The sequence below is a fragment of the Thermobaculum terrenum ATCC BAA-798 genome (assembly GCF_000025005.1).
Lineage (GTDB): Bacteria > Chloroflexota > Chloroflexia > Thermobaculales > Thermobaculaceae > Thermobaculum > Thermobaculum terrenum.
On the sequence record NC_013526.1, the window covers coordinates 360,381 to 383,383 of the forward strand.

The 23,003-nt window shown below is 63.4% G+C and carries 23 protein-coding genes; 10 read left to right on the forward strand and 13 right to left on the reverse strand.

All coding sequences use genetic code 11. From position 1 onward, the window contains the following. The 3 genes from TTER_RS11225 to TTER_RS11235 all read left to right on the forward strand — a co-directional run bounded on the left by TTER_RS11225 (nt 1) and on the right by TTER_RS11235 (nt 3,449). The gene (locus TTER_RS11225; RefSeq protein ID WP_012876142.1) at nt 1-1,287 is read left to right on the forward strand and encodes a DegT/DnrJ/EryC1/StrS family aminotransferase; all 1,287 of its coding nucleotides are present in this window, start codon (nt 1-3) and stop codon (nt 1,285-1,287) included. An 11-nt stretch (nt 1,288-1,298) separates the two neighbouring features. Then, complete coding sequence (locus TTER_RS11230; protein ID WP_012876143.1) at nt 1,299-2,156, forward strand: polysaccharide deacetylase family protein; 858 nt, start codon at nt 1,299-1,301, stop codon at nt 2,154-2,156. 156 nt (nt 2,157-2,312) lie between these two features. After that, nucleotides 2,313-3,449: a mandelate racemase/muconate lactonizing enzyme family protein gene (locus TTER_RS11235; RefSeq protein WP_012876144.1), complete on the forward strand. Its 1,137-nt coding sequence runs from the start codon at nt 2,313-2,315 to the stop codon at nt 3,447-3,449. A gap of 114 nt (nt 3,450-3,563) precedes the next feature. Here TTER_RS11235 and TTER_RS11240 read toward each other — a convergent pair whose 3' ends face one another. The 4 genes from TTER_RS11240 to TTER_RS11255 are packed head-to-tail and all read right to left on the reverse strand — an operon-like array spanning nt 3,564 to nt 8,802. Continuing rightward, a complete protein-coding gene (locus tag TTER_RS11240) occupies nt 3,564-5,480 on the reverse strand; it encodes a glycoside hydrolase family 127 protein (RefSeq protein ID WP_012876145.1) in 1,917 nt (638 codons plus the stop codon). 29 nt (nt 5,481-5,509) lie between these two features. Then, nucleotides 5,510-6,415 (reverse strand): carbohydrate ABC transporter permease, encoded by a 906-nt coding sequence (locus TTER_RS11245; protein ID WP_012876146.1) that lies wholly within the window; start codon nt 6,413-6,415, stop codon nt 5,510-5,512. A 14-nt stretch (nt 6,416-6,429) separates the two neighbouring features. Then, nucleotides 6,430-7,347 carry a carbohydrate ABC transporter permease gene (locus tag TTER_RS11250; protein ID WP_012876147.1) on the reverse strand — a complete coding sequence of 306 codons (918 nt, stop codon included), beginning with the start codon at nt 7,345-7,347 and terminating at the stop codon, nt 6,430-6,432. Between the two features lie 15 nt (nt 7,348-7,362). Further along, nucleotides 7,363-8,802, reverse strand: coding sequence for an ABC transporter substrate-binding protein (locus TTER_RS11255; protein WP_012876148.1), 1,440 nt, complete (start codon nt 8,800-8,802; stop codon nt 7,363-7,365). A gap of 199 nt (nt 8,803-9,001) precedes the next feature. On the opposite strand from TTER_RS11255, the gene TTER_RS11260 reads away from it, so the two are divergent. After that, entirely contained in the window at nt 9,002-10,033 is a 1,032-nt protein-coding gene (locus TTER_RS11260; RefSeq protein ID WP_012876149.1) for a LacI family DNA-binding transcriptional regulator, read from the forward strand. A 1-nt stretch (nt 10,034) separates the two neighbouring features. Here the strand turns inward: TTER_RS11260 and panD are convergent, their stop codons facing one another. After that, nucleotides 10,035-10,421: an aspartate 1-decarboxylase gene (panD, locus tag TTER_RS11265; RefSeq protein WP_012876150.1), complete on the reverse strand. Its 387-nt coding sequence runs from the start codon at nt 10,419-10,421 to the stop codon at nt 10,035-10,037. Nucleotides 10,422-10,599: 178 nt separating this feature from the next. On the opposite strand from panD, the gene TTER_RS11270 reads away from it, so the two are divergent. After that, nucleotides 10,600-11,316, forward strand: coding sequence for a P-loop NTPase family protein (locus TTER_RS11270; RefSeq protein ID WP_012876151.1), 717 nt, complete (start codon nt 10,600-10,602; stop codon nt 11,314-11,316). On the opposite strand, the gene TTER_RS11275 is transcribed toward TTER_RS11270, so the two are convergent. Beyond that, a complete protein-coding gene (locus TTER_RS11275; RefSeq protein ID WP_012876152.1) occupies nt 11,300-11,761 on the reverse strand; it encodes an RrF2 family transcriptional regulator in 462 nt (153 codons plus the stop codon). The genes TTER_RS11270 and TTER_RS11275 overlap by 17 nt on opposite strands. A 157-nt stretch (nt 11,762-11,918) precedes the next feature. On the opposite strand from TTER_RS11275, the gene ssuE reads away from it, so the two are divergent. Genes ssuE through TTER_RS11300 form a run of 5 tightly spaced genes read left to right on the forward strand, consistent with a single transcriptional unit; the run spans nt 11,919 to nt 16,256 of the window. Then, on the forward strand, nt 11,919-12,488 hold the full coding sequence (gene ssuE / locus TTER_RS11280; protein ID WP_012876153.1) for an NADPH-dependent FMN reductase: 570 nt from the start codon (nt 11,919-11,921) through the stop codon (nt 12,486-12,488). 10 nt (nt 12,489-12,498) lie between these two features. Further along, nucleotides 12,499-13,482, forward strand: coding sequence for a sulfonate ABC transporter substrate-binding protein (locus TTER_RS11285; RefSeq protein ID WP_012876154.1), 984 nt, complete (start codon nt 12,499-12,501; stop codon nt 13,480-13,482). A gap of 27 nt (nt 13,483-13,509) precedes the next feature. Continuing rightward, nucleotides 13,510-14,664, forward strand: a complete 1,155-nt coding sequence (gene ssuD, locus TTER_RS11290) for an FMNH2-dependent alkanesulfonate monooxygenase (RefSeq protein ID WP_012876155.1) — start codon at nt 13,510-13,512, stop codon at nt 14,662-14,664. Beyond that, nucleotides 14,661-15,440: an ABC transporter permease subunit gene (locus TTER_RS11295; protein ID WP_012876156.1), complete on the forward strand. Its 780-nt coding sequence runs from the start codon at nt 14,661-14,663 to the stop codon at nt 15,438-15,440. Before ssuD ends, TTER_RS11295 begins: the two co-directional genes overlap by 4 nt. A gap of 12 nt (nt 15,441-15,452) precedes the next feature. Then, a complete protein-coding gene (locus TTER_RS11300) occupies nt 15,453-16,256 on the forward strand; it encodes an ABC transporter ATP-binding protein (RefSeq protein ID WP_012876157.1) in 804 nt (267 codons plus the stop codon). A gap of 58 nt (nt 16,257-16,314) precedes the next feature. Here TTER_RS11300 and TTER_RS11305 read toward each other — a convergent pair whose 3' ends face one another. The 7 genes from TTER_RS11305 to TTER_RS11335 form a co-directional block, all read right to left on the reverse strand. Then, nucleotides 16,315-17,379, reverse strand: coding sequence for an aldose 1-epimerase family protein (locus TTER_RS11305; RefSeq protein ID WP_012876158.1), 1,065 nt, complete (start codon nt 17,377-17,379; stop codon nt 16,315-16,317). Between the two features lie 130 nt (nt 17,380-17,509). Beyond that, the gene (locus tag TTER_RS11310) at nt 17,510-17,815 is read right to left on the reverse strand and encodes a glutaredoxin family protein (RefSeq protein WP_012876159.1); all 306 of its coding nucleotides are present in this window, start codon (nt 17,813-17,815) and stop codon (nt 17,510-17,512) included. Between the two features lie 13 nt (nt 17,816-17,828). Continuing rightward, nucleotides 17,829-18,566, reverse strand: coding sequence for a peroxiredoxin (locus tag TTER_RS11315; protein WP_041425262.1), 738 nt, complete (start codon nt 18,564-18,566; stop codon nt 17,829-17,831). A 94-nt stretch (nt 18,567-18,660) separates the two neighbouring features. Then, nucleotides 18,661-19,092, reverse strand: a complete 432-nt coding sequence (locus tag TTER_RS11320; protein WP_012876161.1) for a hypothetical protein — start codon at nt 19,090-19,092, stop codon at nt 18,661-18,663. A gap of 52 nt (nt 19,093-19,144) precedes the next feature. Beyond that, a complete protein-coding gene (locus TTER_RS11325; protein ID WP_012876162.1) occupies nt 19,145-20,011 on the reverse strand; it encodes an FAD binding domain-containing protein in 867 nt (288 codons plus the stop codon). A 9-nt stretch (nt 20,012-20,020) separates the two neighbouring features. Further along, nucleotides 20,021-22,384, reverse strand: a complete 2,364-nt coding sequence (locus TTER_RS11330) for a xanthine dehydrogenase family protein molybdopterin-binding subunit (RefSeq protein WP_012876163.1) — start codon at nt 22,382-22,384, stop codon at nt 20,021-20,023. Between the two features lie 12 nt (nt 22,385-22,396). Beyond that, nucleotides 22,397-22,954 (reverse strand): (2Fe-2S)-binding protein, encoded by a 558-nt coding sequence (locus TTER_RS11335; RefSeq protein WP_012876164.1) that lies wholly within the window; start codon nt 22,952-22,954, stop codon nt 22,397-22,399. Nucleotides 22,955-23,003 lie beyond the last annotated feature (49 nt).

Sequence of the window (23,003 nt, forward strand, 5' to 3'; positions counted from 1 at the left end):
ATGTCAACGCAGTCGAGAGGTGTAAGCTCTGGCAAGCTTGCTATTGACGGTGGTGCTCCTGCGGTCATACATCCGCTGCCCCCTATGTACCCAGGAGGTATGAGGATTGGGCAGGAGGAGGAGGCATCGGTGCTTGAGGTTCTGCGGAGCAAGCGGCTCTTTAGGTACTATGGTCCCGAACCTGGCCCATCCAAAGTGGCCGAGCTAGAACAACGGTTCGCCAAGATGGTTGGTACTCGTTATGCTCTGGCGGTGTCTTCTGGTACCGCGGCGCTTGCCGCTGCGCTAGCAGCGCTTGAGGTGGGTCCAGGTGATGAGGTGATCGTGCCTGCTTATACCTGGATCTCCACAGCTGCTGCGGTGGTTGCGGTGGGTGCCGTGCCGGTGATCGCGGAGGTGGATGACTCTCTCACGCTTGATCCTGCAGACTTTGAGGAGAAGATCACCAAATACACGAAGGCGGTCATACCCGTGCATATGCGTGGCACACCAGCGAATATGGACGCGATCATGTCCATAGCTAACCGCTATGGGCTCAAGGTATTGGAGGATGTGGCTCAGGCCGATGGGGCGAGTTACCATGGACTTAGACTAGGGAGTATTGGGCATGCTGGCGCCTTTAGCCTGCAGTTCAACAAGATACTGACGTCTGGCGAGGGGGGAATGGTAACGACCAGTGAGGAAGAAGTATACGAGCGTGCACTCATGTACCACGACGTGGCCGCCAGCCAGAGAGCTGGCCTCCCTCAGGATAGGACGATCATTGGGGTTAACTGTCGAATGTCAGAGTTACAAGGAGCAGTGGCGCTGGCCCAACTGGACAAACTGGAGGGGATTCTTAGGGACAGCCGGAAACACAAACGGGCGCTCAAGGAGGCCATAGCGGACGTCGTCGAATCGCGGACCATGGGATTCCGACGGCTACACGATGAGGATGGTGAGGCCGGTATCTCGCTTGTGTTCTATATGCGAACACCCGAGGCAGCGCAGTATGTAGTTAGCGCTCTGCATGCAGAGGGACTGACATGCAGCAGTGTACTGTTCCAGAGAGGTTCATCTGATTACCATGTCTACTTCCACTGGACACCGATCCTCAACAAGCAGTACTGGGGAGCCCAGGGTCCTTGGAGATGGAACCAGCGTGACGTTAGCTATGACCGGGAGATGTGTCCTCGGACGCTGGATCTGCTTGGGCGGGCGGTACACCTAGACATCAGTCCCGACCTAACAGATACTAATGTAGGGGAGATGGTGGTGGCGATCAACAAGGTGCTTGAATCGCTGTAGGAGGATCTACTATGGGGACTATGTTGATAGGTTATGATGTGGAGTGGCGAGGGGCTCGAGGGGATGGGGATGTAACTGAGCGTTTCCTGGATAGGGTCCAGGAGCTACATAATCGCCTAGGAATCCCTGCCACGTTGTTCATCTTAGGGCAGACACTGGAGCGGTGTCCCCAGGCATTCCAGCCTCTGGTAGATGACCCGCTCTTCGATCTGCAGCAGCACACGTATTCCCACCAGTTACTGAAGACGGTCTATATAGAAGACGGGGGCAGGGTGCAGGTAATCAGGGGTGCGGATCTGGATACCATTAGGTGGGAAGTACATCTGACGAATGATCTGCTCCGTGACCTCCTTGGTGTGGAGTGTATAGGGCTGACAGGGCCGTGGTGCTACTACCGGGGTCTCCGAGACCGCCCGGATATACTTCAGGTACTGTGGGAGGAGGGTATACGCTTTACTCGTACAGACGGCCGCAATGAGCATGACTATCATCCTGTCCCACTTGATCTACAACCCTACTGGTACGAGCACGTGGGTTTCCCCGAGATGCTTGAGCTAACTATTCATGGCTGGCATGATTGCGTGCTGCGTGATAGCCTTGGCTGGCAGGATCTCGATGGGTACGTGGAGTCGGTTAAGCCATACATCGGTCGTGCTGCAAGCGAAAATAAGCTCTTTTCTTACGTCCAGCATGATTGGTCCAGTATACAGGAAGATCCAGAAATGAAGGCCACGGAGGCGCTGCTCCGATATGCCCAGGAGCGACAATTGACCTTCATGAGCTGTAGAGAATACTATGAGTTGGCATGCAGCATGCGTGAGCACCGCGAGGCCACCACTTCTGTCTTGCGAAGAGAAGCCTCGCGTTGATTGGTGTCGTGGCCTCTACAAGCACATTTGAAGAGGGTCACCTTGTTCTGTTGGTAGAGGAATGGAGCCGATGGCTGATCACTGAAGGGGAGAATCGGCGCGTGACTCTGGTGCGGAGTGAGGTCCGAGGGTAGAGAGTGTGCCGGGAGGTAGGGCGTGCTGATCAGGGAGGTGAGGGCATTCGGATTGAGGGGTGCGACGCCGCGTGGGGGCTGGGCTACCGAGCTCAGGCCTGAGGACTGTGTGCACACGCTCGTGGCTGTTGTCACCAACGAAGAACTGGTAGGGTGGGGCAGCGTCTTCACCAGCGAGGACTTGGTGCGCGCCTCGCTGGCTGTGTTGGAACCGTTGTACATCGGCGAAAGTGCGCTCGAGCCCGAACGGGTATGCCGGAAGATGCACGAGCACACCTTCTGGCTCGGCAGGGGTGGTGCGATCACCCACACTATCAGCGGTATCGATATCGCCCTCTGGGATATCTTGGGCAAGGCTACTGGTCAATCTGTAGGCCGCCTGCTTGGGGGGAGATACAGGGACCGGGTGCGGCCGTACGCCTCCCTGCTAATGGATGAACCGGATCTCCTTAGGGAACATTTGATGGAGCTACGGGCACAGGGTTTTCGCGCCTTCAAAATCGGTTGGGGGCGTTTCGGCCGCCAGGACCAACAATGGGACGAGAGCGTGGTGAAAGCTGCAAGGGAGGCCATCGGGCCGGAATCTCTGCTAATGGTGGATGCTGGCGGGAGCGATGCCTTCTGGAGCCAGGGATACAAGTGGGCAATACGCACGGCCCATATGCTTGCGGAGTACGATGTGTATTGGTTCGAAGAACCGCTATGTCCAGATGCACTTGAGGAATATAGGCTCCTACGTCAACAGGCACCTATACTCATTGCCGCTGGCGAAGTTTTGACGCGGCACCAGTCTTTCGAGCCATGGCTACGTTCTAGGGCTCTAGACATCGTCCAACCGGATGTCACGAAGGTGGGAGGAATTAGCGAATCGCGCAGGATCGCCTGGATGGCCCAGAGTTACGGTATCAGGCTCATCCCTCACGGGTGGAACACTGCTGTGGGTTTGGCTGCCGACCTACAACTAGCCGCGGCATTGCCGGATACCGATCTGGTTGAATATAAGACAGGTTCTCCGTATATCGATGAGATTACAGCCAGTCCATGGACGCTGGATGAAGATGGTATGCTCCCAATACCGAACAGGCCAGGTTTGGGCATCGATTTGGATCTAGATGCCATCGCAAAGTATTCTGGTCACCGGGATTTGGGTTTGTGCTAGGGCATGCCCTAGCACAAACCCAAATGTCAAGCCACGATACCCCAAGCCATTGCGCCCTACCGGATCTATACATTGGTCTTGGAGCAGTATCGTGCGCGGTGCCGGAGCTCTCTTTTAGATGAACTCCCTGATCCACACGCGCATCTGTCCAGGCTCGCGGTTGGCCCAGGCGTAGTAGGGGATGGCCACGAGCTTGCAGGGCGTGCTCGCGGGGTCGCCCTGCGTGCGCGGCCTGTAGAGCCTGCCCGCCCACGCCTCGTCTGGGGGGGCGAGCCTCGCGTCCGCTCGGAGCAGCACCACCCCTCCCAGCGTGTCGGGGGCGAGCTCCTCCGAGAAGGCGGCGTCGCGAGGCAGCAGTACGTCCCTGAGGTCGACGCCGGGGTTGTCGGCCGACTCGATGCAGTAGAGGATGGGCCCGCGCATGATGGCCACCCTGCCGGCGTCCTCCGAGAGGTAGGGATGCGCCTCCAGCCTCCGCACGGTCATCGGCAGCCGCAGGCGTACCTCGTCCCCGGCGCGCCAGGTCCTCCTGAGCTCCAGGTAGGTGCCAGGGGTGATCGGTGTGGCCGCATCCTCGCCGTTGATCGCCACCTCGCCCCGCTCGCACCAGGAAGGGATGCGCAGGTAGATGCCCAGCTCGCCCTCCTCTGGCACCTGCTCCAGCCTGATGGCCACCTCCCCGCTCCAAGGGTAGGACGTGTGCTGTGAGAGGAGCACCTCCCGGCCGTCCTGCAGCCCCAGCTTGGCGCGTCCCTCCGAGTACAGGTGCACCCAGATCCCGTCTCGGGATGTCGAGTAGAAGTAGCCCCCCAGCGAGGCCAGCGTGCGCGCGACGTTCGGTGGGCAGCAGGCGCACCCGAACCACTCCTGCCGGCGGTGGGTGCCCTCGTCCTCCAGGGGGTTCTGATAGAAGTACAGTGCCCCATCGAGGGATATCCCCGGCAGCACGGCGTTGTACAGGGTGTGCTCGATGAGGTCGGCGTACCGCGCGTCCGCCGTCAGCAGCAGCATGCGCCAGTTCCACATGACGCTGCCGATCGCCGCACAGGTCTCGGCGTAGGCGCGCGCATTCGGCAGCTCGTACTCCTTGCCGAAGGCCTCCCCCTCGTAGCGGGAACCTATGCCTCCTGTCACGTACATCTTCTTGGTGGTCATGTTCTCCCACAGCCGCTCGAGCGCCCGCATGATGGCCTCGTCGCCCGTCTCGGCGTAGATATCTGCAGCGCCCGCGTTGAGGTACACCGCGCGGACGGCGTGCCCCACTATCTCGCGCATCTCCCTGAACGGTACGTGGTCCTGGTGGTACTCGGGGCCGAAGTGCCCCCAGGCCCTCCCGAGCAGGCCTTGCCCTCGCACGTCCAGGAAGTACTTGGCCTGCTCCAGGTAGCGCTCGTTGCCGGTAGCTCGGTAGAGCTCGACCAGCCCCATCTCCACCTCGGGATGCCCATCTACCCCCTCGCGCTTGCCCTGGCTGGCGGGCCCGAAGGTGTCGCAGATGTGGTCGGCGAATCGGGTGGCGATCTCGAGCAGGCTGGTCTTGCCCGTGGCCCTGTAGTGGGCCACGGCCGCCTGGAAGAGGTGGCCGGCGCAGTACATCTCGTGCAGGTCGAAGTTCGTCCAGCGCTCCGAGGCCCGCTCGCGGGTGAAGTAGGTGTTGAGGTAGCCGTCGGGGCGCTGGGCGGGGGCGATCTCCGCTATGACCGCGTCCACCTCCGCCTCCAGCTGGGGATCGGGGTGCCCGGCCAGCGACCAGGAGGCCGCCTCCAGCCACTTGTAGGCGTCGGAGTCGGCGAACACCGGGCCCCTGAACTCGACGTCCAGCTTGCCCGCCGCCCTCCTGAAGTTGTCCATCACGCCCGAGGCCTCCAGGTGCTGCCTCTGGTGAGGTATGGTGCTCTCCCTGTTGATCGCCAGGCGGGGTGCCCAGAAGCCTCCCAGGGAGACGTCCCCCACGGCCACGGCCCGCAGGCGCGCCATGGGGCTATGGGTGGTGTCCACAACTATCGATCTGGTGCGCTGTTCGACTGTCAACTTGCTGTCCCTCCTTGCTTGGTGTTATCTCAGCCTTTGAGCCCGGTCAGCACTATGCCCTGGACGAAGTAGCGCTGTGCCAGGAAGAAGAGCGCTATCACGGGCAGGATCATGACGGTGGAGGCCGCCATCAGGTACTGCCACTGGGTGGAGTATAACCCTTTGAAGGTGGCCAGGCCCAGGGCAACCGTGTACTTCTCCGGAGAAGATAGGTAGATCAATGGTCCTATGAAATCATTCCAATTGTTGAGGAAGGTGAAGATTGCCACAACTGTCAGCGCTGGCCGCGCCAGCGGCAGGATAATCTGCCAGTAGATGCGGAACTCGGATGCGCCGTCTATCCTAGCCGCTTCCGACAGCTCCACCGGTATCGTGCGGAAGAACTGCCTGAGCAGGAAAATGTTGAATATGCCCCCTCCGAACCAGTTAGGCACGATGAGGGGATAGTAGGTATCGATCCATCCCAGGTACTTAAATATGATGTAGGAGGGGATCATAGTCACGGCGTACGGGAGCATAAGCGTGCTCAGGAGGACCATAAAGATCAGATCTCTGCCGGGAAACCTCAGCCTCGCGAAGCCATAGGCACACAGCGACGAGGACAGCAGGATGCCTACCATGTTCAGAACGGTGATCACCAAGGTGTTCTTCACGTACAGCCCGAAGGGCAGAGTGGTGAGCGCCTCGGGATAGTTGCTCCACCGGACCGGGTTGGGTATCCACTGCGGGGGATATCTGAAGACCTGCCAGGTCTCTTTGAGCGAGGTGCTTATGAGCCAGAGGAAAGGGAGCATCATCACCACGGCGCCAGCACAGAGCACCAACCACACAAAGCACCTGCCCAGTTGTCTTCTGTACGCTGTCCTGGTCCTCGGGAGTACGAGGCTCCTGGCCAGCTCTCCAGCTCCTGCTGTGGGGTGCGATCTGGTCGACATAATCCAACCTCCTGCTATCTCGACTCGTCCTCGTAGTAAACCATCCGGCCGACATATCGGAACACCAGCAGCGTCAGCGCCAGGATGATCACAAACAACACCCAGGCCATGGCCGAGGCGTAGCCCATGTTGAAGTAGGTGAAAGCCTGCCTGTAGAGGTACAGCACGTAGAACAGGGTTGAGTTGCCTGGACCACCGTTGGTGATGATGTATCCCTGCGTGAAGGTCTGCAGGGCTCCTATCAGGCCGAGTACTAGGTTAAAGAAGATCACCGGTGACATCATGGGCACCGTGACGTGCAGGAACTGCTGCCACTTATTGGCGCCGTCGATCTCCGCGGCCTCGTACAGCTGCGCCGGCACCCCCTGCAGCCCCGCGAGGTAGATCAGCATGGTGCCCCCGATGCCCCACAGGCTCATCACTATGAGCGCTGGCATAGCCCAGGTGGGATCCTGCAGCCACAACACCTTGGGCAGCCCCACGGCCTGCAGCAGGCTGTTGAGGAGCCCGAAGTCCGAGTTGAAGATCCAGGCCCAGAGCATCGAGCTGGCGACCACAGGCACGATGCTGGGCAGATAGTAGATGGTGCGGAACACGGTTATGCCCCGCACCTTCACGTTCATCAGCAGGGCCACCGCGAAGGCCAGCACCTGGAAGATAGGTACCGAGACGATGGTGAAGTACATCGTGACCTTCAGGGACTGCCAGAACAAGTTGTCCTCGAGCATCTGGCGGTAGTTCTGCAGCCCCACGATCTTGGGTGGGCTGAGCATGTCCCATTGGGTGAGGCTCACCCAGGCCGAGAAGATCATGGGGCCCGCTATCCACAGGATGAAGCCGAGCACCGCCGGCGCGATGAACAGATAGCCGTAGATGGCCTCTCTGGCGCGGATGGAGAGGCGTGCCTGCCTTGTGGGGGCCGTGGTCGTCATATCTGCGCTCCTCCCTTACAGCTGCGCCTCCAGCTTGGCCTTCGCCTGCTGGAGGACCTGGTTGACCTGCCCGATGGCGTTGGTCTTCTTGAAAGCCTCCTGAACGGTCATCTTCCCGATCCACACGGGGTCGAGCGCCGATGTCAGGATCTGGTCGGCCTGCTCGAAGCCCGCCGGATAGAAGTAGTTCTTGGAGTACTTGAGCAGGTACTCGGTGGCTATCTTGTCGTAGCCCTCGGGGTGCACGCCCGGGGTGATCCAACGCTTGAGGCCGTCCTCCGTCAGCAAGCTGGTGTGGCTTGGCAGCCACAGGCCCGCCTTGCAGAGCCCGAGCTGGTAGTCGTCCGATGACAGGAACCTCAGCAGCTGCCAGGCAGCATCCGGGTGCTTGGTGCGGCTGCAGATGACGTGGCAGTGGGCCTGCGCCTCGGTCACGACCTTCTTCATCTTGGGCAGCACGCCGCAGCCGAACTTGAAGTTCATCTTCGAGATGTCCTGCAGCGCCCAGGATCCGTCGACGAGTATGGCCAGCTTGCCGGAGGCCAGCATCTGCCAGCTGCTCATCCCCAGCTGCTGCATCTGGGCGGCCTGCGGGGCGACCTGGTGCTTGATGGCCAGGTCAGCGAGCGCCTGGATAGCCTCCATCGCCTCGGGCTCGCCCAGGTGGCACTTATAGTCCGGGGTGAAGGCCTCGCCACCGTTGGAGAACACCAGCACGTCGCGGGGGAGCGACCAGGTGGGCCAGCTGACCCCCCATTGCTGCACCTTAGAGGGATCGAATCCCGGCTGCCCGGGGTGCTTGCCCGAGGCATCCACCGTGAGCTTGCGGCAGTTTTCCAGAAACTCCTCCCACGTCCAGGCCTTCTTGGGCTCGGGGCTGGGGGGTTCCACGCCAGCCTTCTCCAGGATATCGGAGTTGTAGTAAAGGTGGTGTATCACCCAGCAGGAGCCGATACCGAACCACTTGCCGTTGATAGTCGCGCGCTCCTTCTCCTGGGGTTCTATGAAGTAGTCCGGCTTCCCGATGACCGGGTCCTGCTCGACGTAGGAGGTGATGTCCATCACCACGCCGCGCGAGACGTAGTCCGCCAGATTACCTGTCCAGAAGACGTCCGGTGGGGTACCTCCGGCGAGGGCCGTCTTGAGCTTGGTGAAGTAATCCTGTGGGACGTGGATCCACTTGACCTTGATGTCGGGGTGCTGCTGCTGGAACATGTCGAGCCCCTTCTGGACGTTCTGCTTCTCCAGGGGGCTGCCCCAGCCCATCATGCTGATCGTCGTGGTGCCGCCCTGGGAGGTCCCTCCGGAGGGCGAGGTGGGCGAGGCCCCAGGGGTGGAGGCTCCGCCGCCAGCGTTGCTGCCGCAGCCCGCCAGCAGCGAGGTCGTGGCCACGCCGAGGGCCAACCTGCCCGTGTGGGTGAGAAACTGCCTGCGTGATAGCCTACTGTCAGTCATGATATCTCCTCCTGCACTGTCATGCTTATTGGAACGGGTCCAGGACTCGGCCGGTGACCTTGATCGGTAGCACTCACCTCCCTTCCTGTTCTAAAAGATTAGATCTAATCGATTAGATTAAGGGTAATACAGCTTCCCCGGGCTGTCAAGGGGCTGGTGTGTGGTAATATGGAGAGGCAATCCTTGCTTTGGGAGTCCCATGCAGAGAAAGAAACGCGTGACATTGCAGGACGTGGCGCGCAGGGCCAACGTCTCGACGGCTGTGGTGTCCTACGTCATCAACAACGGTCCCAGGCCCACCTCGCCCGAGGTGCGCCAGAGGGTGCTCGAGGCGATCGAGGAGCTGGGGTACCATCCCAACGCCTTCGCCCGGGGCCTGCGCGCTCAGAAGACCCACACGATCGGCTTCATCGCCACCGACTTCTACCCGTTCGAGGTGTTCACCTCTCACTACTGTGCCTCCATCCTGACGGGCGTGAGCGAGGAGCTCAAGCAGCGGGACTATCACCTGCTGGTCTACCCCATGGTCGTGGGGGAGGATACCGAGCAGCTGCGCCGCCTGCTCATGGGTGGCAGGCTGGATGGGGTCATCCTGAGGCTGATAGAGGACTCGCCGGCCTCGCGCGAGATCGTGGAGCTCATAGCCTCCACCCAGATACCCTGCGTGTGCATCGAGCGGGCGACGGATCCCCGCTTCCACATGCCGGCCATCGTCTACGACGACGTCAAGGGCGCCTTGGAGGCCACCTCCTACCTCATCTCCAGGGGGCACGGGCTCATCGCCCACCTGTCGGGGGATCCCAAATATCCCACGGCCAGAGCCAGGCTGGAGGGTTACCGCAGGGCGCTGGCGGCCGCGGGGCTGCAGGGCTGCGAGCTGGTGGTGGGCGACAGCTGGGAGATGGGCGAGGCCGTGCGCTCCACGCAGGAGCTGCTGCGCCGAGGGCCGAGGCCGACGGCGATCTTCGCCGCCAGCGATGACCTCGCGATAGGCGCCATGGCGGCCATCGCCCAGGAGGGCTTGCGGGTCGGGGTGGACGTGGCGGTGGTGGGCTTCGACGACATCCCGATGGCGTCGCAGACCGTGCCCTCGCTGACCACCGTGAGGATCCCGCTGCTCGCGATGGGCAGGCGCGCCGCCGAGATGCTGCTGCAGCTGATCACCTCGGACGATGAGCCGCCGGCCAGCGAGGTGGTGCCGCTCTCGCTCGTGGCTCGGGGCACCGCCTGACCTAGCCGGCGACCTCCACCTGCCGGTCCTCCTCCAGCCAGGCGGCTATCCTGTTGGCCTCGTCCAGCAGGGCCACGCGGGGCTTCCAATCCGGTGGAGGGGGTGAGGGTACGTAGGAGTACGCCATGATGATCACCCTGTCTCCGGGACGTACCAGGTGGGCGGAGGCGCCGTTGAGCTGTACCGTGCCCGAGCCGCGCTCGCCGGGGATGACGTACGTCTCCAGCCGGTTGCCGTTGTCCACATCCACCACCTGCACCCGCTCGTAGGGGTGGATGCCCACCTGCTCCAGTAGGTCGCTGTCGATCGTGATGCTCCCTATGTACTCCACCTCGGCGCCTGTTACCCTGGCTAGGTGCAGCTTGGCGCGCAGCATCTGCAAGAACATGGCTCCCTCCGTCCACTTGCTAGGCAGGTCCATCTTACCGCACGGACCCCTGCGGGGGGAAGTATAAGAAAAAATTATCAAGAGTTTGTCCATTAGTGATAATTGCTTGGCTCCGACGGTTGAGCGTGGCGTGCCCATCGTCTATGCTTGCGACAGATCGGATGCGAGGTGGATGTGTATGTTGGCAGTGCTGCAAGACGTGACTGTGGAGGCTCTGGACGGGAAGCTGCTGGAAGGCGTGAGCATGGGCCTGCGAGCCGGGCGCGTGGGCGCTGTGGTGAGCTCCCGCGGGGAGGAGAGGTCCGCCCTGCTGCGGCTGCTGGCCGGCGTGCTCCGTCCATCCTCGGGCTCGGTGCAGGTGCATGGCAGTGCCGTGCTGCTGGAGGGAGTGCGGGGCTCCGTGGGCGAGCTAGTCGCTAGCTCGCGGCGCGCTCTGGAGGGCGGAGCCAAGCTCGTGCTCGCCGAAGCCCCGCTGCACGCCATGTCGAGGGCGGATCGCGAGGAGCTGTTTGGCCAGCTGAGGAGCCTGGTCCGGGGCACCGGCTCCTCGGTGCTGCTGACCTCCGCCAGCTACGACAGCGTGTACGGCCTTGCGGACTGCATCTTCCTGCTCTGGCGGGGCAGGCTGGTGTGGTCCGGGTGCGCTGCCGAGGCCACGCCGGATGATCTGGAGGAGCCCGAGCCGGCCACGGTCATCCAGATCGACTACAAGCCAATCCCGGATGCCCGCGAGATGATGGTGGAGCAGGTCTCGGCCTCGGAGGCCGTGGTGGGGCTCTCGCTGGTGTCTGGTCAGGGGGAGACGGTGAGCGTGGTCCTGCCCAGGGAGGACGCGGAGTACCTGGGGCTGCGCCCGGGGCAGATCGTCTACGCTCGCTTCAGCGCCCCCTCCTGACCCAGGCATCCGGGTCCTGTAGGAGGGGGTGTAGCTGCTCGGGCAGCTCGCCCCGCACCATGTGGGCCAGCGTGGTGGTCTCCAGCACCGCTCGCATGTTGGCTCGCAGCGCCACCCACACGTCCCGCAGCGTGGCGGCCCTCCCCTTGTAGGTTATCTCCTCCGGGCTCATCCCCCTGACGTTGGCCAGCGGCCCCTCCACCGCCCGGATGATGTCGGCCAGGGAGATCTCGGCCGGCTCCCTGCCCAGCCAGTAACCCCCCGCCTGTCCTCGCTGGGTGCGCACCAGCCCCGCGCGCTTGAGGTCCAGCAGGATGCTCTCCAGGAACTTGATGGGGATGTCCTGTGCCTCGGAGATCTGCTCTCCCTTCAGGGGCTGCGGCCAGCTGGCGGCCATCTCGATAGCTGCTCGGAGCGCGTAATCCGCTCTGGCTGTGATGTGCAAGTGTCTTCCCCCGCTGATAAGCTTTTTGCAATTTCTGCTTAGGCATTATAAGGGAAATTTGCGTGCGAGGGGTTGATTCTCGCCTCGGTGACTGCTACCCTCTTAATGTCTACTAAGTCTACTAGATTAGTAGATAATATACGGGAGGTACGATACGATGCTTGATGTGGTCACGATAGCTGGCAGTCCCTCTGCACCCTCCCGCTCGGCGCAGGTGCTCGAGCTGGCGAGGGCCAGGCTGGAGGCCGAGGGGCTGCGGTGTAGCTCCGTGGTGGTGCGCGACCTGGATCCCGCCGACCTGGTGTACGCCAGGCCGGATGGGCCCTCGGTGGCCGAGGCCATCGGGCTGGTGCAGGCCTCCAGGGCGGTGATCATCGCCACGCCGGTGTACAAGGCCGCCTACTCGGGAGTGCTCAAGGCCTTCCTGGACCTGCTGCCGCCCGGCATCCTGGCGGACAAGCCTGTGCTCCCCATCACCACCTCGGGCTCCCTGGCTCACTGCCTGGCGCTGGACTACGCGCTCAAGCCCGTGCTCTCGGCGCTGGGGGCCAGGCATGTGCTGGCCGGGGTGTGCGTGCTCGACTCGCAGCTGGGTTGGCGCGAGGACGGCTCCATCACGCTGCACCCCGAGGTCGACGAGCGGCTGGAGGCCGCGCTCGCGGCGCTGAGGGCCGCCATCCCCGCGCCATCTGCAATCCGTAGCAAGCAACTCAAAACCATAGCTTAGGAGCATCGATATGAGCAGGATAATCTATAGTTGGTTGTTGTTCCCCCTGATCCTTGGCCTCGTGCTCGCCGGCTGCGGCGAGAGCGCCCTGAGCTCCGACTCGGGCAGCTCCGGCGGGGGCAAGGTAGTGCGCATAGGCTACCAGAAGGGATCCTCCTCCCTGCTGGTGCTTAAGTCCCAGGGCACCCTGGAGAAGGACCTCAAGCAGCTGGGCTACACCCTCCAGTGGACGGAGTTTCAGGCGGGACCGCCCTTGCTGGAGGCGCTGGGAGCCGGCAGCATAGACTTCGGCACGACCGGCGCACCTCCCCCGATCTTCGCCCAGGCAGCTGGGGCCGACCTGGTGTACGTGGCCGCCACCAAGCCCTCTCCCAAGACGCAGGCGATCCTCGTGCCGAAGACCTCGGACATCAAGTCCGTGGCCGACCTGAAGGGCAAGAAGGTGGCGGTGCAGAAGGGCTCTAGCGCCCACGCGCTGCTGGTGCAGGCCCTCGAGAAGGCGGGGCTCAAGTACAGCGACATCCAGCCGGTGTACCTGGCGCCATCGGACGCCAAGGCCGCCTTCGAGGGCGGGAGCGTGGACGCCTGGTCCATCTGGGATCCCTACTACGCCATGGAGGTCGCCGAGACCGGCGCGCGCGTGATAGCCGATGGTGAGTCCGCGGGCCTGGCCAACAGATCCTTCTACCTGGCGTCCCGCAAGTTCGCCACGGAGCACAAGGACGCCGTGGACGCCATCCTGAAGGCCCTGGAGGGTGCTGAGGGCTGGTCGGAGGCGCACCGGGACGAGGTGGCCAAGCTGGTGTCCTCCCAGACCGGGGTGGACGAGGCCGTGCAGCGCGAGGTGGAGCACCGCCGGGTATACGGCATAATCCCGGTCAGCGACGACATCGTGCGGGAGCAGCAGGAGCTGGCCGACCTGTTCTACAGCTTGGGACTGATCCCGAAGAAGATCAACGTCAGGGACGCGGTGCTCCCTGAGTACCAGCATTAGGCACTAAGACGGAAAGGAGAGATCGCGATGAACGTGTTCTGGTTCATACCTACTGGTGGAGACGGGAGATACTTGGGCACCTCCTATCTGGGGAGGGCATCCAACTTCGACTACCTCAAGCAGATCGCGCAGGCGGTGGACGCCCTGGGGTACGAGGGGGCCCTCCTGCCTACGGGCGCCAACTGCGAGGACGCCTGGATAGTGGCCTCCTCCCTCATACCCCTCACGAGGCGCATGAAGTTCTTGGTGGCTGTGCGCCCGGGGCTGATATCGCCCACGCTGGCCGCTCGCATGGCCGCCACCTTCGACCGGGTGTCCGGGGGGCGCCTGCTGATCAACGTCGTGACCGGTGGCAACCCGCAGGAGCTGGCCGGGGACGGCCTGCATCTGGACCACGATGAGCGCTATGAGGTCACGGACGAGTTCCTGACCGTGTGGCGGTCGATCATGAGCGGGAACACGGTGGACTTCGAGGGGAAGCACATCAAGGTGAAGGGAGGCCGGTTGCTGTTCCCGCCCGTGCAGGCGCCCTACCCACCCCTGTACTTCGGAGGCTCCTCGCCGGTGGCCCAGCAGGTGGCTGCCAAGCACGTGGACATGTACCTCAGCTGGGGCGAGCCGCCGGAGCAGTTGGCCGAGAAGATCTCCGCCGTGCGTCAGCAGGCGTGGGAGCAGGGCAGGTCGGTGCGCTTCGGGATCCGGATGCACGTCATCGTGCGCGAGACCGAGGAGGAGGCCTGGGAGGCGGCCGAGCGGCTGATCTCCAAGCTGGACGACGACACCGTCGCCCGCGCGCAGGAGGTGTTCGCGCAGATGGACTCCCACGGCCAACACCGGATGGCGGCCCTGCACAACGGCCGGAGGGATAACCTGCGGATAGGCCCCAACCTGTGGGCCGGCGTGGGCCTGGTGCGCGGCGGCGCCGGGACCGCCCTGGTGGGTAGCCCGGAGCAGGTGGTGGAGCGGATGCGCGAGTACGAGGCGCTGGGGGTGGACACCTTCATCTTCTCCGGCTACCCACACCTGGAGGAGGCGCACAGGTTCGCGGAGCTGGTGTTCCCGCTGCTCGGCCTGCACAAGCGCCTGGAGGGCTACAACTACACCAACTACTACGGCCCCATCGGCGAGATCGTGGCCGAGGGCGGGCTCATCCGCAACGGTGGCCGGGAGGTGAAGAGATGATCAGGGCTCTTCGAGGCAGGCTGTCGGCCTTCTCCGGCTGGGCCGTGCCCGTGGTGCTCCTGCTGGTCTGGGAGGCTCTGGGCTGGGCGGGCGTCCTGCCCGCCCGCATCCTCCCGCCGCCTTCCAGGGTGCTGCTGGCCGCGTGGAAGCTGCTGGAGAGCGGGCAGCTGGTCAACGACATGGCGGTGAGCGCTCGCCGCGCTCTGTTGGGCTTCGCCCTAGGGGGCGGTCTGGGGTTCGTCCTGGGGGTGGTCAACGGCCTGTCGAGCACCCTCTCTCGCCTGCTGGACAGCACCCTGCAGATGATCAGGAACATCCCGCACCTGGCGCTCATCCCCCTCGTGATCCTGTGGTTCGGTATAGGGGAGCAGGGCAAGCTGTTCCTCGTGGCTGAGGGGGTGCTGTTCCCGGTATACGTCAACACCTACCACGGGATCAGGAACGTGGACTCGGGGCTCCTTGAGATGGGGCAGGTGTACGGCCTGTCGCGCTGGGAGGTGTTCCGCGATATCGTGCTTCCCGGGGCGCTGCCCTCGATCCTCGTCGGCGTGCGCTACGCGCTGGGCGTGATGTGGCTGACGCTGATCGTGGCGGAGACGATCGCTGCCAGCTCGGGCATAGGCTACATCACGATGCAGGCCAGGGAGTTCATGCAGACCGATGTGCTGGTGATGGGCATACTGCTGTATGCCGCCCTGGGGAAGCTGGCCGACACGGTCGCTAGGTTGCTGGAGAGGCAGATGCTGCGCTGGCATCCGGCCTATCAGAAGGCTTAGGAGGTATCGGAGATGAGTACTGTGGACTACGGCGCCTGGATCAGGGTACAGGGGCTCCGCAAGCGGTTCGGGCGCAACGAGGTGCTGAAGGGGCTGGACCTGGAGGTGGAGCCCGGACAGTTCGTGGCGATAGTGGGCCGCAGCGGCTGCGGCAAGAGCACGCTGCTTCGGTTGCTGTCGGGCCTGGAGGCGCCCGATGAGGGCTGGATCGAGATCAACGGCCGGCCATTGAGCGGCAGGAACCCCGCCGCCAGGGTGATGTTCCAGGACGCCAGGCTCTTGCCCTGGAAGAGGGTGCTGGATAACGTGGCCCTGGGCCGCAGGGATGCTCCCCTGGAGGAGGCGAGGGCGATGCTGAGGCACGTGGGGCTGGCCGGCAGGGAGCGCGACTGGCCCGCCCAGCTGTCGGGCGGCCAGAAGCAGCGCGTGGCGCTCGCCCGCGCCCTGCTCTCGCATCCTGCTATGCTGCTGCTCGATGAGCCCCTGGGGGCCCTGGACGCCCTCACGCGCATCGAGATGCAGGGGCTGGTGGAGTCGCTCTGGTGGCGAGGCCGCTTCACGGCCATCATGGTGACGCACGACGTGGAGGAGGCCGTGGCTCTCGCCGACCGCGTGGTGCTGCTGGAGCACGGCAGGGTGGCCCTCGACGAGTGGGTGGACCTGGATCGCCCCCGCAAGAGGGGCGACCAGCGATTCGGGGCCATCAAGGAGAGGCTGTTGTCCCGCGTCATGCAGGGCGGGGCTGTGGACCAGCCCGCCGGCTCGGAGGACTCCCTGCCCGTGGAGAAGGTGGCGGTCAGCCTAGGCAGCTCGTAGGGGTTTCCCCCCTTGTCCCCTCAGCTGCCGACCGTGGAGGGGAGGGCTCGAGCCCTCCCTACTCCCCTATCTCCCGCTCGAACGCCTGTACTTCCTCCACCGAGGTCAGCGCTCCTATCTCCAGGTAGTAATCGACCTCTTCCCCGGGCTGCAGGAACCTCAGCCTGCCCTCCTCGCGGAGCACGTGGCGAGGGGTCTCCCAGTAGTTGGCCGGCTCGAGCGCGCAGACGTAGTCCCTGGCGCCCATCATCTTCCATTGCGCCAGGCAAGGCAGCTCGGCCGCGCGGTACCTGATGAACGCCCCGAAGCCCAGCTGCCGGTTGACTATGGCCGCGCGCACCATGCCATCGGCGCCCACGCGCGGCTGGTGGAAGAACACCTGCTCGCGGAAGTCCGCCTGTGGGGCCTCGAAGAGGTGCCAGCGGTCCACGCCAGCCCTCGCGTCCTCGTCCCTGGGCCGCACGGCCTCGTCCGCCAGCAGCACCTCGGAGTCGGGGCTGACCACCGGGAACCCGAAGTTGCAGTGGTAGAGGATCATGTGGGGCGTGGGGCGGTAGCCGTCGTTGCGCACCCTGTCGTGGATGGCCAGGTGGTTGGCTCCCAGGCGGGTGGAGATGGTCCGCTCCAGGGTGAGGTACTCCCCGAACAGGACGGCCTGACGGGTCACGCCCGTGAGCTCGAGGGTGTAATCATCGCCCTGCCAGCCCTCACGGACTTGGCAGCTGCTCGCCGCGCAGTGGGAGATGCGCCCGTGCAGCCCCAGCTCCTCCCCCTGGTCCACCTCGGGGTGCCCGAAGTGCGTGAGCCCGCAGGTCGTGACCAGCCCCCCTCCGAACGTGCGCGCCCAGCCGTCGCCCCGGGGCTCGTAGAGCGCTGGTCCTCCCAGCGCCGGGTGCAGCCAGGCGAGGGGCCTGCCCGCGTGCTCCGCAAGCCATATATCCATGGCGCGGTCGAGCAGCACCTGGAACTCGAACCCGGAGCCCGTCCGCACCGTCGCCACCCGCATCCCCCGAGCCCTGCCGTCCGTGAGCTCCCCGAGCTGGATCCCCGCCAGTTGGAACATGTAGCCCGTCATCCTCTCGAGCTCGTCCTTGGAGTATTGCTTCCCGTACAGCTGAGTCATGAGCCTCCCTCCTTGTGTGATGTGGATCGCGCGCAGCCTGATGATACCACAATGCGGTGGGAGGGAGGCCAGGGCGCTGGCCCCGAGGTAACTGGGGGAGTCAGCGGACCCTGGGCGGGCTTGCCGGGGCTTATATCAGGCCGGCGCGGGCCAGCGCCCACTCCAGCTCGCCCAGGGTCGGTTCCACGAGCACCTCGCCGGCGACCGACACCGTGGGGTGGCTCACGTACCCACCGGTCAGCCAGGCTACCCTCCGGGCTGCCGCGGGGTCGAGGTCCAGGTCCACGTACTCGTAGGGGATGCCCAGCCGATCAAGGAACCTCCGGACTATCTGCGTGGCGGCGCACCAGCGGGTGCCGTACACCACCACGGGCGCCGCCGCGGGGGAGGACACCACCCCGAAGGGGCTGCGTCTCTGATAGGGCGCTCCGATCATCGGCGTTACCTCCTCACGCTACGGTGGTGGGCGCGGGCGCCGGCAACCCGGTTATCTCGGACAGCACCTGGTACAGCTCGTAGATATCGGGGATCATGTCCAGCCTGGGAGAGACGTGGGCGTAGCGGATGATGCCCTCCGGGTCCACCACGTACAGGGCGCGCTCGGAGAAGCCGTCCGGCTCGCGGTAGACCTGGTACAGACGCGCGACCTCCCCCTTGGGCTCGAAGTCCGCGAGTAGCGGGAACTGTAGCCCCCTCACGGCTGCCCAGGCACCGTGACAGTAGATGGAGTCGACCGATATGCCCAGGATCTGCGCACCGAAGCGTTCGAACTCCGAAATCTCCGCCTGGTAGAGCGAAAGCTGGTCGGAGCAGGTAGGACTCCAGTCGAGTGGGTAGAACACCAGCACCACGGGTCTGCCTCGGAAGTTGCTCAGCGTAACGGGCTCGTTGTTGGGGTCCCGCAGGGTGAAGTCAGGTGCCGGCGTGCCTACGGGTAGCGGTTCACAGATCGCCTCACCTCGCATCTCGGGCGCGGTCTTGTAGAGGGATGCTATATCTTCTAAGGTCAGCTCCGAGGGAGATCTACTGGCCAGCGCACTGCCCGAGAAGCTCCTCCACACCTCCTGGATCATGCCGTGGAGGACAGATATCGCTTCCTTCTCGGGGGAGTCGGGGATGCTCTCGGCCAGTGCCATGAACCGCTGTTCCAGGTCGTTGAGTCGGCGAGCATACCTTTGTCCGGGCATAGTTCACCTCCTGCACATCGATCTGGTTTGTGGGACGTGCTAGTAGGTACGCAGCAGCATCTATGCCAGGTGAGCGTCGAGTGCGGGCCGAGGGCTATCGCCTACGCAGCAGCCAGCTAAGGAGGGCGAACGTGGCTCCCAGGGCAGTACCGAGGGCCAACGCCCTGGGAGTGTCGAGCAGCACGCGTGAGCCCTCTTCTAGCTTAGTCTCTCCAGAGAGGATTATGCCCACGAAGCCCTGCTCGATCTCCGCCTCTGAAGCTATAACAAGGGCACTGCCCCCTTGCTCTATCTCCGTTTCTCCTCCCGAGATGATCACTGCGGCTCCGCCACCTTGGATCTCGGTGTTGCCTCCGGAGATCAATACAGCTCCTCCGCCTCCCCGAACGGACATGTTGCCCTGCGAGATTATGGCGGCAGCTCCCCCACCGTTGATCTCTACGTGCTCGCCCTGCACGGTCCCGGAGATGGGAGGGGAGGTGCGCTTGGACTGCTGGCTTGCCTGTTGCTGATCTGATGGTTGCAATCTCTGCCTCCTTGGGGTGTGGGCTGGGGGATCCCCCAGCCCAGGGTGAGGATTAGGGCAGTCTGGCGAGGGCGTCCATTATCGCTCGCCGGGTGTAGACCTTGACTAGCTGGGCGCGATACTCCTCCGAAGCAAAGATATCGCCCAGGAACTCCATGTCACTGCCGGCCAACTCGGAGGCGTCCCTTACCGTGCTCTCGTTGAGCTGCTGGCCCCTGAGGGCGTCCTCCACCTCGGTCGCCCTCCTGGCGAAGGGCCCAGCACCGGTGATGCCGATACGGCAGTCGGCGCATCTGCCGGCCTCGTCCAGGGTCACCACTGCCGCTACGCCCACTACGGCGTAGCCCGAGGCGGGATGCCTGAACTTCTGATAGGACATGCCGACTTTCCCAGCAGGCACCGGCAGGTCAATCTGCGTGAGCAGCTCTCCGGGTTCAAGGGCGGTGGTGAGCAGGTCGACGAAGAACTCCTCCGCGGGTATGGTGCGCTCACCATCGGGGCCCCGCACGTGCATGGTGGCCCCCAGCGCCAACGCCACGGCCGGCCAGTCGCCCGCGGGGTCCGCGTGGGCCAGGGAACCCCCGAAGGTGCCGCGGTTGCGCACCATCGGGTCACCTATGACCTTGGCGGCCTGCGGCATGATCGGCAGGGCGTCCGACAGCTCCTCGCTGAACTCGATCATGCGGTGAGTGGTGGTCGCCCCTATGGTCACCGTACCGTTGGAGCGGTTTATCCCCCGCAGCTCGGGTATGCGCCCGATGTCGATCAGCGCCGATGGTGTGGCAAGGCGTAGCTTCATCAGTGGGATGAGGCTGTGGCCGCCGGCGAGCACCTTGCCGTCCTCGGCGTGTTCTCTTAGCAGTTGGATCGCCTCGTCCAGGCTCTGGGGTGCGTAGTAGTCGAACTCGGCGGGTATCATCTTCTCCTCCTAACTCCTGTTTTTCTGTGAGCGTATTGCCCTCCAGATCCTCTCGGGCGTGAGCGGCATGTCGATGTGGCTTATCCCGAACGGCGCCAGCGCGTCCATCACGGCGTTGACTACGGCCGGCGTGGCGGCTATCGTGCCGGCCTCGCCCGCTCCCTTGACGCCCAGTGGGTTGACCGGGGTGGTGGTGACGGTGCGCTCGAGCTTGAAGTCCGGCACCATGCTGGCCTTAGGGATGGCGTAGTCCATTAATGTGCCGGTCACCAGCTGGCCGTGCTCGTCGTACACGCCGTGCTCCCAGAGGGCCTGTGCCATGCCCTGGACTATGCCGCCGTGGAGCTGACCATCAACGATCATCGGGTTGATCACGTTGCCCACGTCGTCCACCGCTACATAGTCGAGGATCTTGACCTCGCCAGTGTCAGGGACCACCTCCACCATGCACACATGCGTGCCGAACGGGAACGTGCAGTTCGGTGGATCGAAGTACGTGGTCTCGTCCAGGTAGGGTTCCACCCCCTCCGGCAAGCTGTAGCCTAGGTGGGCCGCCAGGGCGATCTCCTGTATCGTCTTGCCGCTCTCGGGAGCGCCCCTGACCATGAACTTGCCGTCCTGGAACACTATATCTTCCTCAGCGGCCTCCAGCATGTGAGCGGCGATCTTCTTGGCCTTCTGTTTGATCTTCTCCACGGCCTTGTAGATGGCTACGCCACCGACCGCCAGGCTGCGGCTGCCATAGGTGCCGTATCCGAAAGGCGTGCCCTGGGTGTCACCATGCTGGACGATGACATCCTCCAAAGGCACTCCCAGCTCGTCGGCTACGATCTGTGCGAATGTGGTGTCGTGTCCTTGGCCGTGGGGCAGCGTACCCGTGGTGACAACTACCTTACCGGTCAGATGCACCTTGACGTTGGCGCTCTCCCACAGCGCTGCACCCCAGCCCTCGCCGTTGAGTCCTATCCAGGCCGACGGCGCCAGCCCGCACACCTCGACGTAGCTGGAGAGCCCGACACCAAGGTACCTGCCCTGCTTGCGAGCCTCCTCTTGCTCCCGCCGGAAGTCGCTGTAGCCGGACACCTCCAGGGCCTTGTTGAGCGCCTTCTCGTACTCGCCGGAGTCATAGGGCAACATTCCTACAGCGTTGCGGTAGGGGAACTCGTTGGGCGGCACGAAGTTGATGCGGCGCACATCGGCTGGGTCCATGCTGATCTCGCGGGCGAAGAGGTCCACCATGCGCTCAATGAGGTAGGTAGCCTCGGGCCTGCCGGCTCCCCTGTAGGCATCGACCATCGCCGTGTTAGTGTACACGCCGTACACCTCTACGAAGGCGTTGGGGATCTTGTACACGCCGGTCACCATGCGGCCATACAGCGTGGTCGGTATGCCTGGAGCTGCAGTGGAGAGATAAGCTCCCAGGTTGGCGTAGGTCCTTACCTTCAGCGCCGTGATCTTGCCGTCGCGGGTGCCGGCTATTTCGGCATAGGTGACGTGGTCTCGCCCGTGGGTAGTCCATATATAGTTCTCTCGCCTGTCCTCCACGTACTTGACAGGACGTCCTACCTGCTTAGAAGCCCAGGCAACGATCGCCATGTCGGAGTAGCAGAAGATCTTTGAACCGAAGCCTCCGCCGACGTCTGGTGCTATCACCCTGATCTTATTCTCTGGCACGTTAAGCACGAACGCCGCCAGTAACAGCTTCATGACGTGCGGCGCCTGAGAAGTCAGCCACAGGGTGTACTCACCGGTGGCGGGGTTGTAGCTACCGATCGCGCCGCGTGTCTCCATCGCCGTGGGGATCAACCTCTGGTTGACGAGTTTCTGCTGCACCCTCACCTCGGCCTGCGCGATCGCGGCCTCGGTGGCGTCCTTGTTCCCCGCGGTCCAGTACATGCAGATGTTGTTAGGTGCCTGCTCATGCAGCTGTGGCGCGCCCTCCTTCGTGGCCTCCTCAGGATCCACGACCGCTGGCATAGGCTCGTACTCCACCTCGATGAGGCCGAGAGCGTCTTCAGCTGTGTACTTGTCCTCGGCGATCACCACCGCCACTGCGTCGCCTACGTAGTGAACCTCATCTATCTCGAGCGGCCGTGGGGTCGCTACGTTGTTCTGTACTCCTCCGGCCTGCCAGGCACAGGGGAGGGCGTTAACGTCGCTCATGTCCTTGCCTGTGAACACTGCCACCACTCCAGGCATCGCCTGAGCTTTGGAAGTATCTATGCTCTTGATGCGTGCATGGGCGTGTGGGCTGTGGAGGATGGCTGCGTAAGTCATGCCTGGCAGCTTGATGTCATCCAGGTAGCTGCCTTTACCAGTGATGAACTTGGGATCCTCCACTCGCTTGACTGGGGTACCGACGTAGGTTGCCATCGTTCGACCTCCTTAGGATGTGGGCACGGCTTCGGGGCCTTCAACGGCTGCCGGTCTGTGCTGGTCCTCGGGCATGTACTTCTCTTCTGGAAGGCTCTCGCCTCGCATCTTGCGCGCGGCATACCTGATAGCCTTGACGATGTTCTGGTAGCCGGTGCACCTGCAGAGGTTACCCTCCAGCGCCTCTCGGATCTCCATCTCGGAGGGATCGGGGTTGTGCTGCAGCAGGTCGTAGGCGCTCATGATCATGCCCGGCGTGCAGAACCCGCACTGTAGGCCGTGCTCCTCCCAGAAGCCTTCTTGGATGGGATGCAGCTGGCCGTCCTTAGCCAGTCCCTCTATGGTCGTGATCTCCGCCCCGTTGGCTTGTACTGCGAACACTGTGCAAGATTTGACCGCCTGCCCGTTCATGACTATCGTACAGGCGCCGCACTGGCTTGTATCGCAGCCTATGTGGGTGCCCGTAAGTCCCAGGTGGTCCCTTAGGTAGTGGACAAGCAGGGTACGATCATCCACCTCACTCTGGTACTTCCTGCCGTTGACCGTGAGGGAAATAGAATGTGTAGACATAGATCTCCTCCTATCCTAGCATTGCAGATTTATCGCAGGTGAGCGGCCT

Excerpts from the sequence above, each read along its gene's own strand:
- TTER_RS11225 (WP_012876142.1), top strand. The coding sequence starts at position 1 with ATGTCAACGCAGTCGAGAGGTGTAAGCTCTGGCAAGCTTGCTATTGAC.
- TTER_RS11230 (WP_012876143.1), top strand. The coding sequence starts at position 1,299 with ATGGGGACTATGTTGATAGGTTATGATGTGGAGTGGCGAGGGGCTCGA.
- TTER_RS11245 (WP_012876146.1), bottom strand. The coding sequence starts at position 6,415 with ATGTCGACCAGATCGCACCCCACAGCAGGAGCTGGAGAGCTGGCCAGG.
- TTER_RS11250 (WP_012876147.1), bottom strand. The coding sequence starts at position 7,347 with ATGACGACCACGGCCCCCACAAGGCAGGCACGCCTCTCCATCCGCGCC.
- TTER_RS11255 (WP_012876148.1), bottom strand. The coding sequence starts at position 8,802 with ATGACTGACAGTAGGCTATCACGCAGGCAGTTTCTCACCCACACGGGC.
- TTER_RS11260 (WP_012876149.1), top strand. The coding sequence starts at position 9,002 with ATGCAGAGAAAGAAACGCGTGACATTGCAGGACGTGGCGCGCAGGGCC.
- panD (WP_012876150.1), bottom strand. The coding sequence starts at position 10,421 with ATGTTCTTGCAGATGCTGCGCGCCAAGCTGCACCTAGCCAGGGTAACA.
- TTER_RS11270 (WP_012876151.1), top strand. The coding sequence starts at position 10,600 with ATGTTGGCAGTGCTGCAAGACGTGACTGTGGAGGCTCTGGACGGGAAG.
- ssuE (WP_012876153.1), top strand. The coding sequence starts at position 11,919 with ATGCTTGATGTGGTCACGATAGCTGGCAGTCCCTCTGCACCCTCCCGC.
- TTER_RS11285 (WP_012876154.1), top strand. The coding sequence starts at position 12,499 with ATGAGCAGGATAATCTATAGTTGGTTGTTGTTCCCCCTGATCCTTGGC.
- ssuD (WP_012876155.1), top strand. The coding sequence starts at position 13,510 with ATGAACGTGTTCTGGTTCATACCTACTGGTGGAGACGGGAGATACTTG.
- TTER_RS11295 (WP_012876156.1), top strand. The coding sequence starts at position 14,661 with ATGATCAGGGCTCTTCGAGGCAGGCTGTCGGCCTTCTCCGGCTGGGCC.
- TTER_RS11300 (WP_012876157.1), top strand. The coding sequence starts at position 15,453 with ATGAGTACTGTGGACTACGGCGCCTGGATCAGGGTACAGGGGCTCCGC.
- TTER_RS11305 (WP_012876158.1), bottom strand. The coding sequence starts at position 17,379 with ATGACTCAGCTGTACGGGAAGCAATACTCCAAGGACGAGCTCGAGAGG.
- TTER_RS11310 (WP_012876159.1), bottom strand. The coding sequence starts at position 17,815 with ATGATCGGAGCGCCCTATCAGAGACGCAGCCCCTTCGGGGTGGTGTCC.
- TTER_RS11315 (WP_041425262.1), bottom strand. The coding sequence starts at position 18,566 with ATGCCCGGACAAAGGTATGCTCGCCGACTCAACGACCTGGAACAGCGG.
- TTER_RS11325 (WP_012876162.1), bottom strand. The coding sequence starts at position 20,011 with ATGATACCCGCCGAGTTCGACTACTACGCACCCCAGAGCCTGGACGAG.
- TTER_RS11330 (WP_012876163.1), bottom strand. The coding sequence starts at position 22,384 with ATGGCAACCTACGTCGGTACCCCAGTCAAGCGAGTGGAGGATCCCAAG.
- TTER_RS11335 (WP_012876164.1), bottom strand. The coding sequence starts at position 22,954 with ATGTCTACACATTCTATTTCCCTCACGGTCAACGGCAGGAAGTACCAG.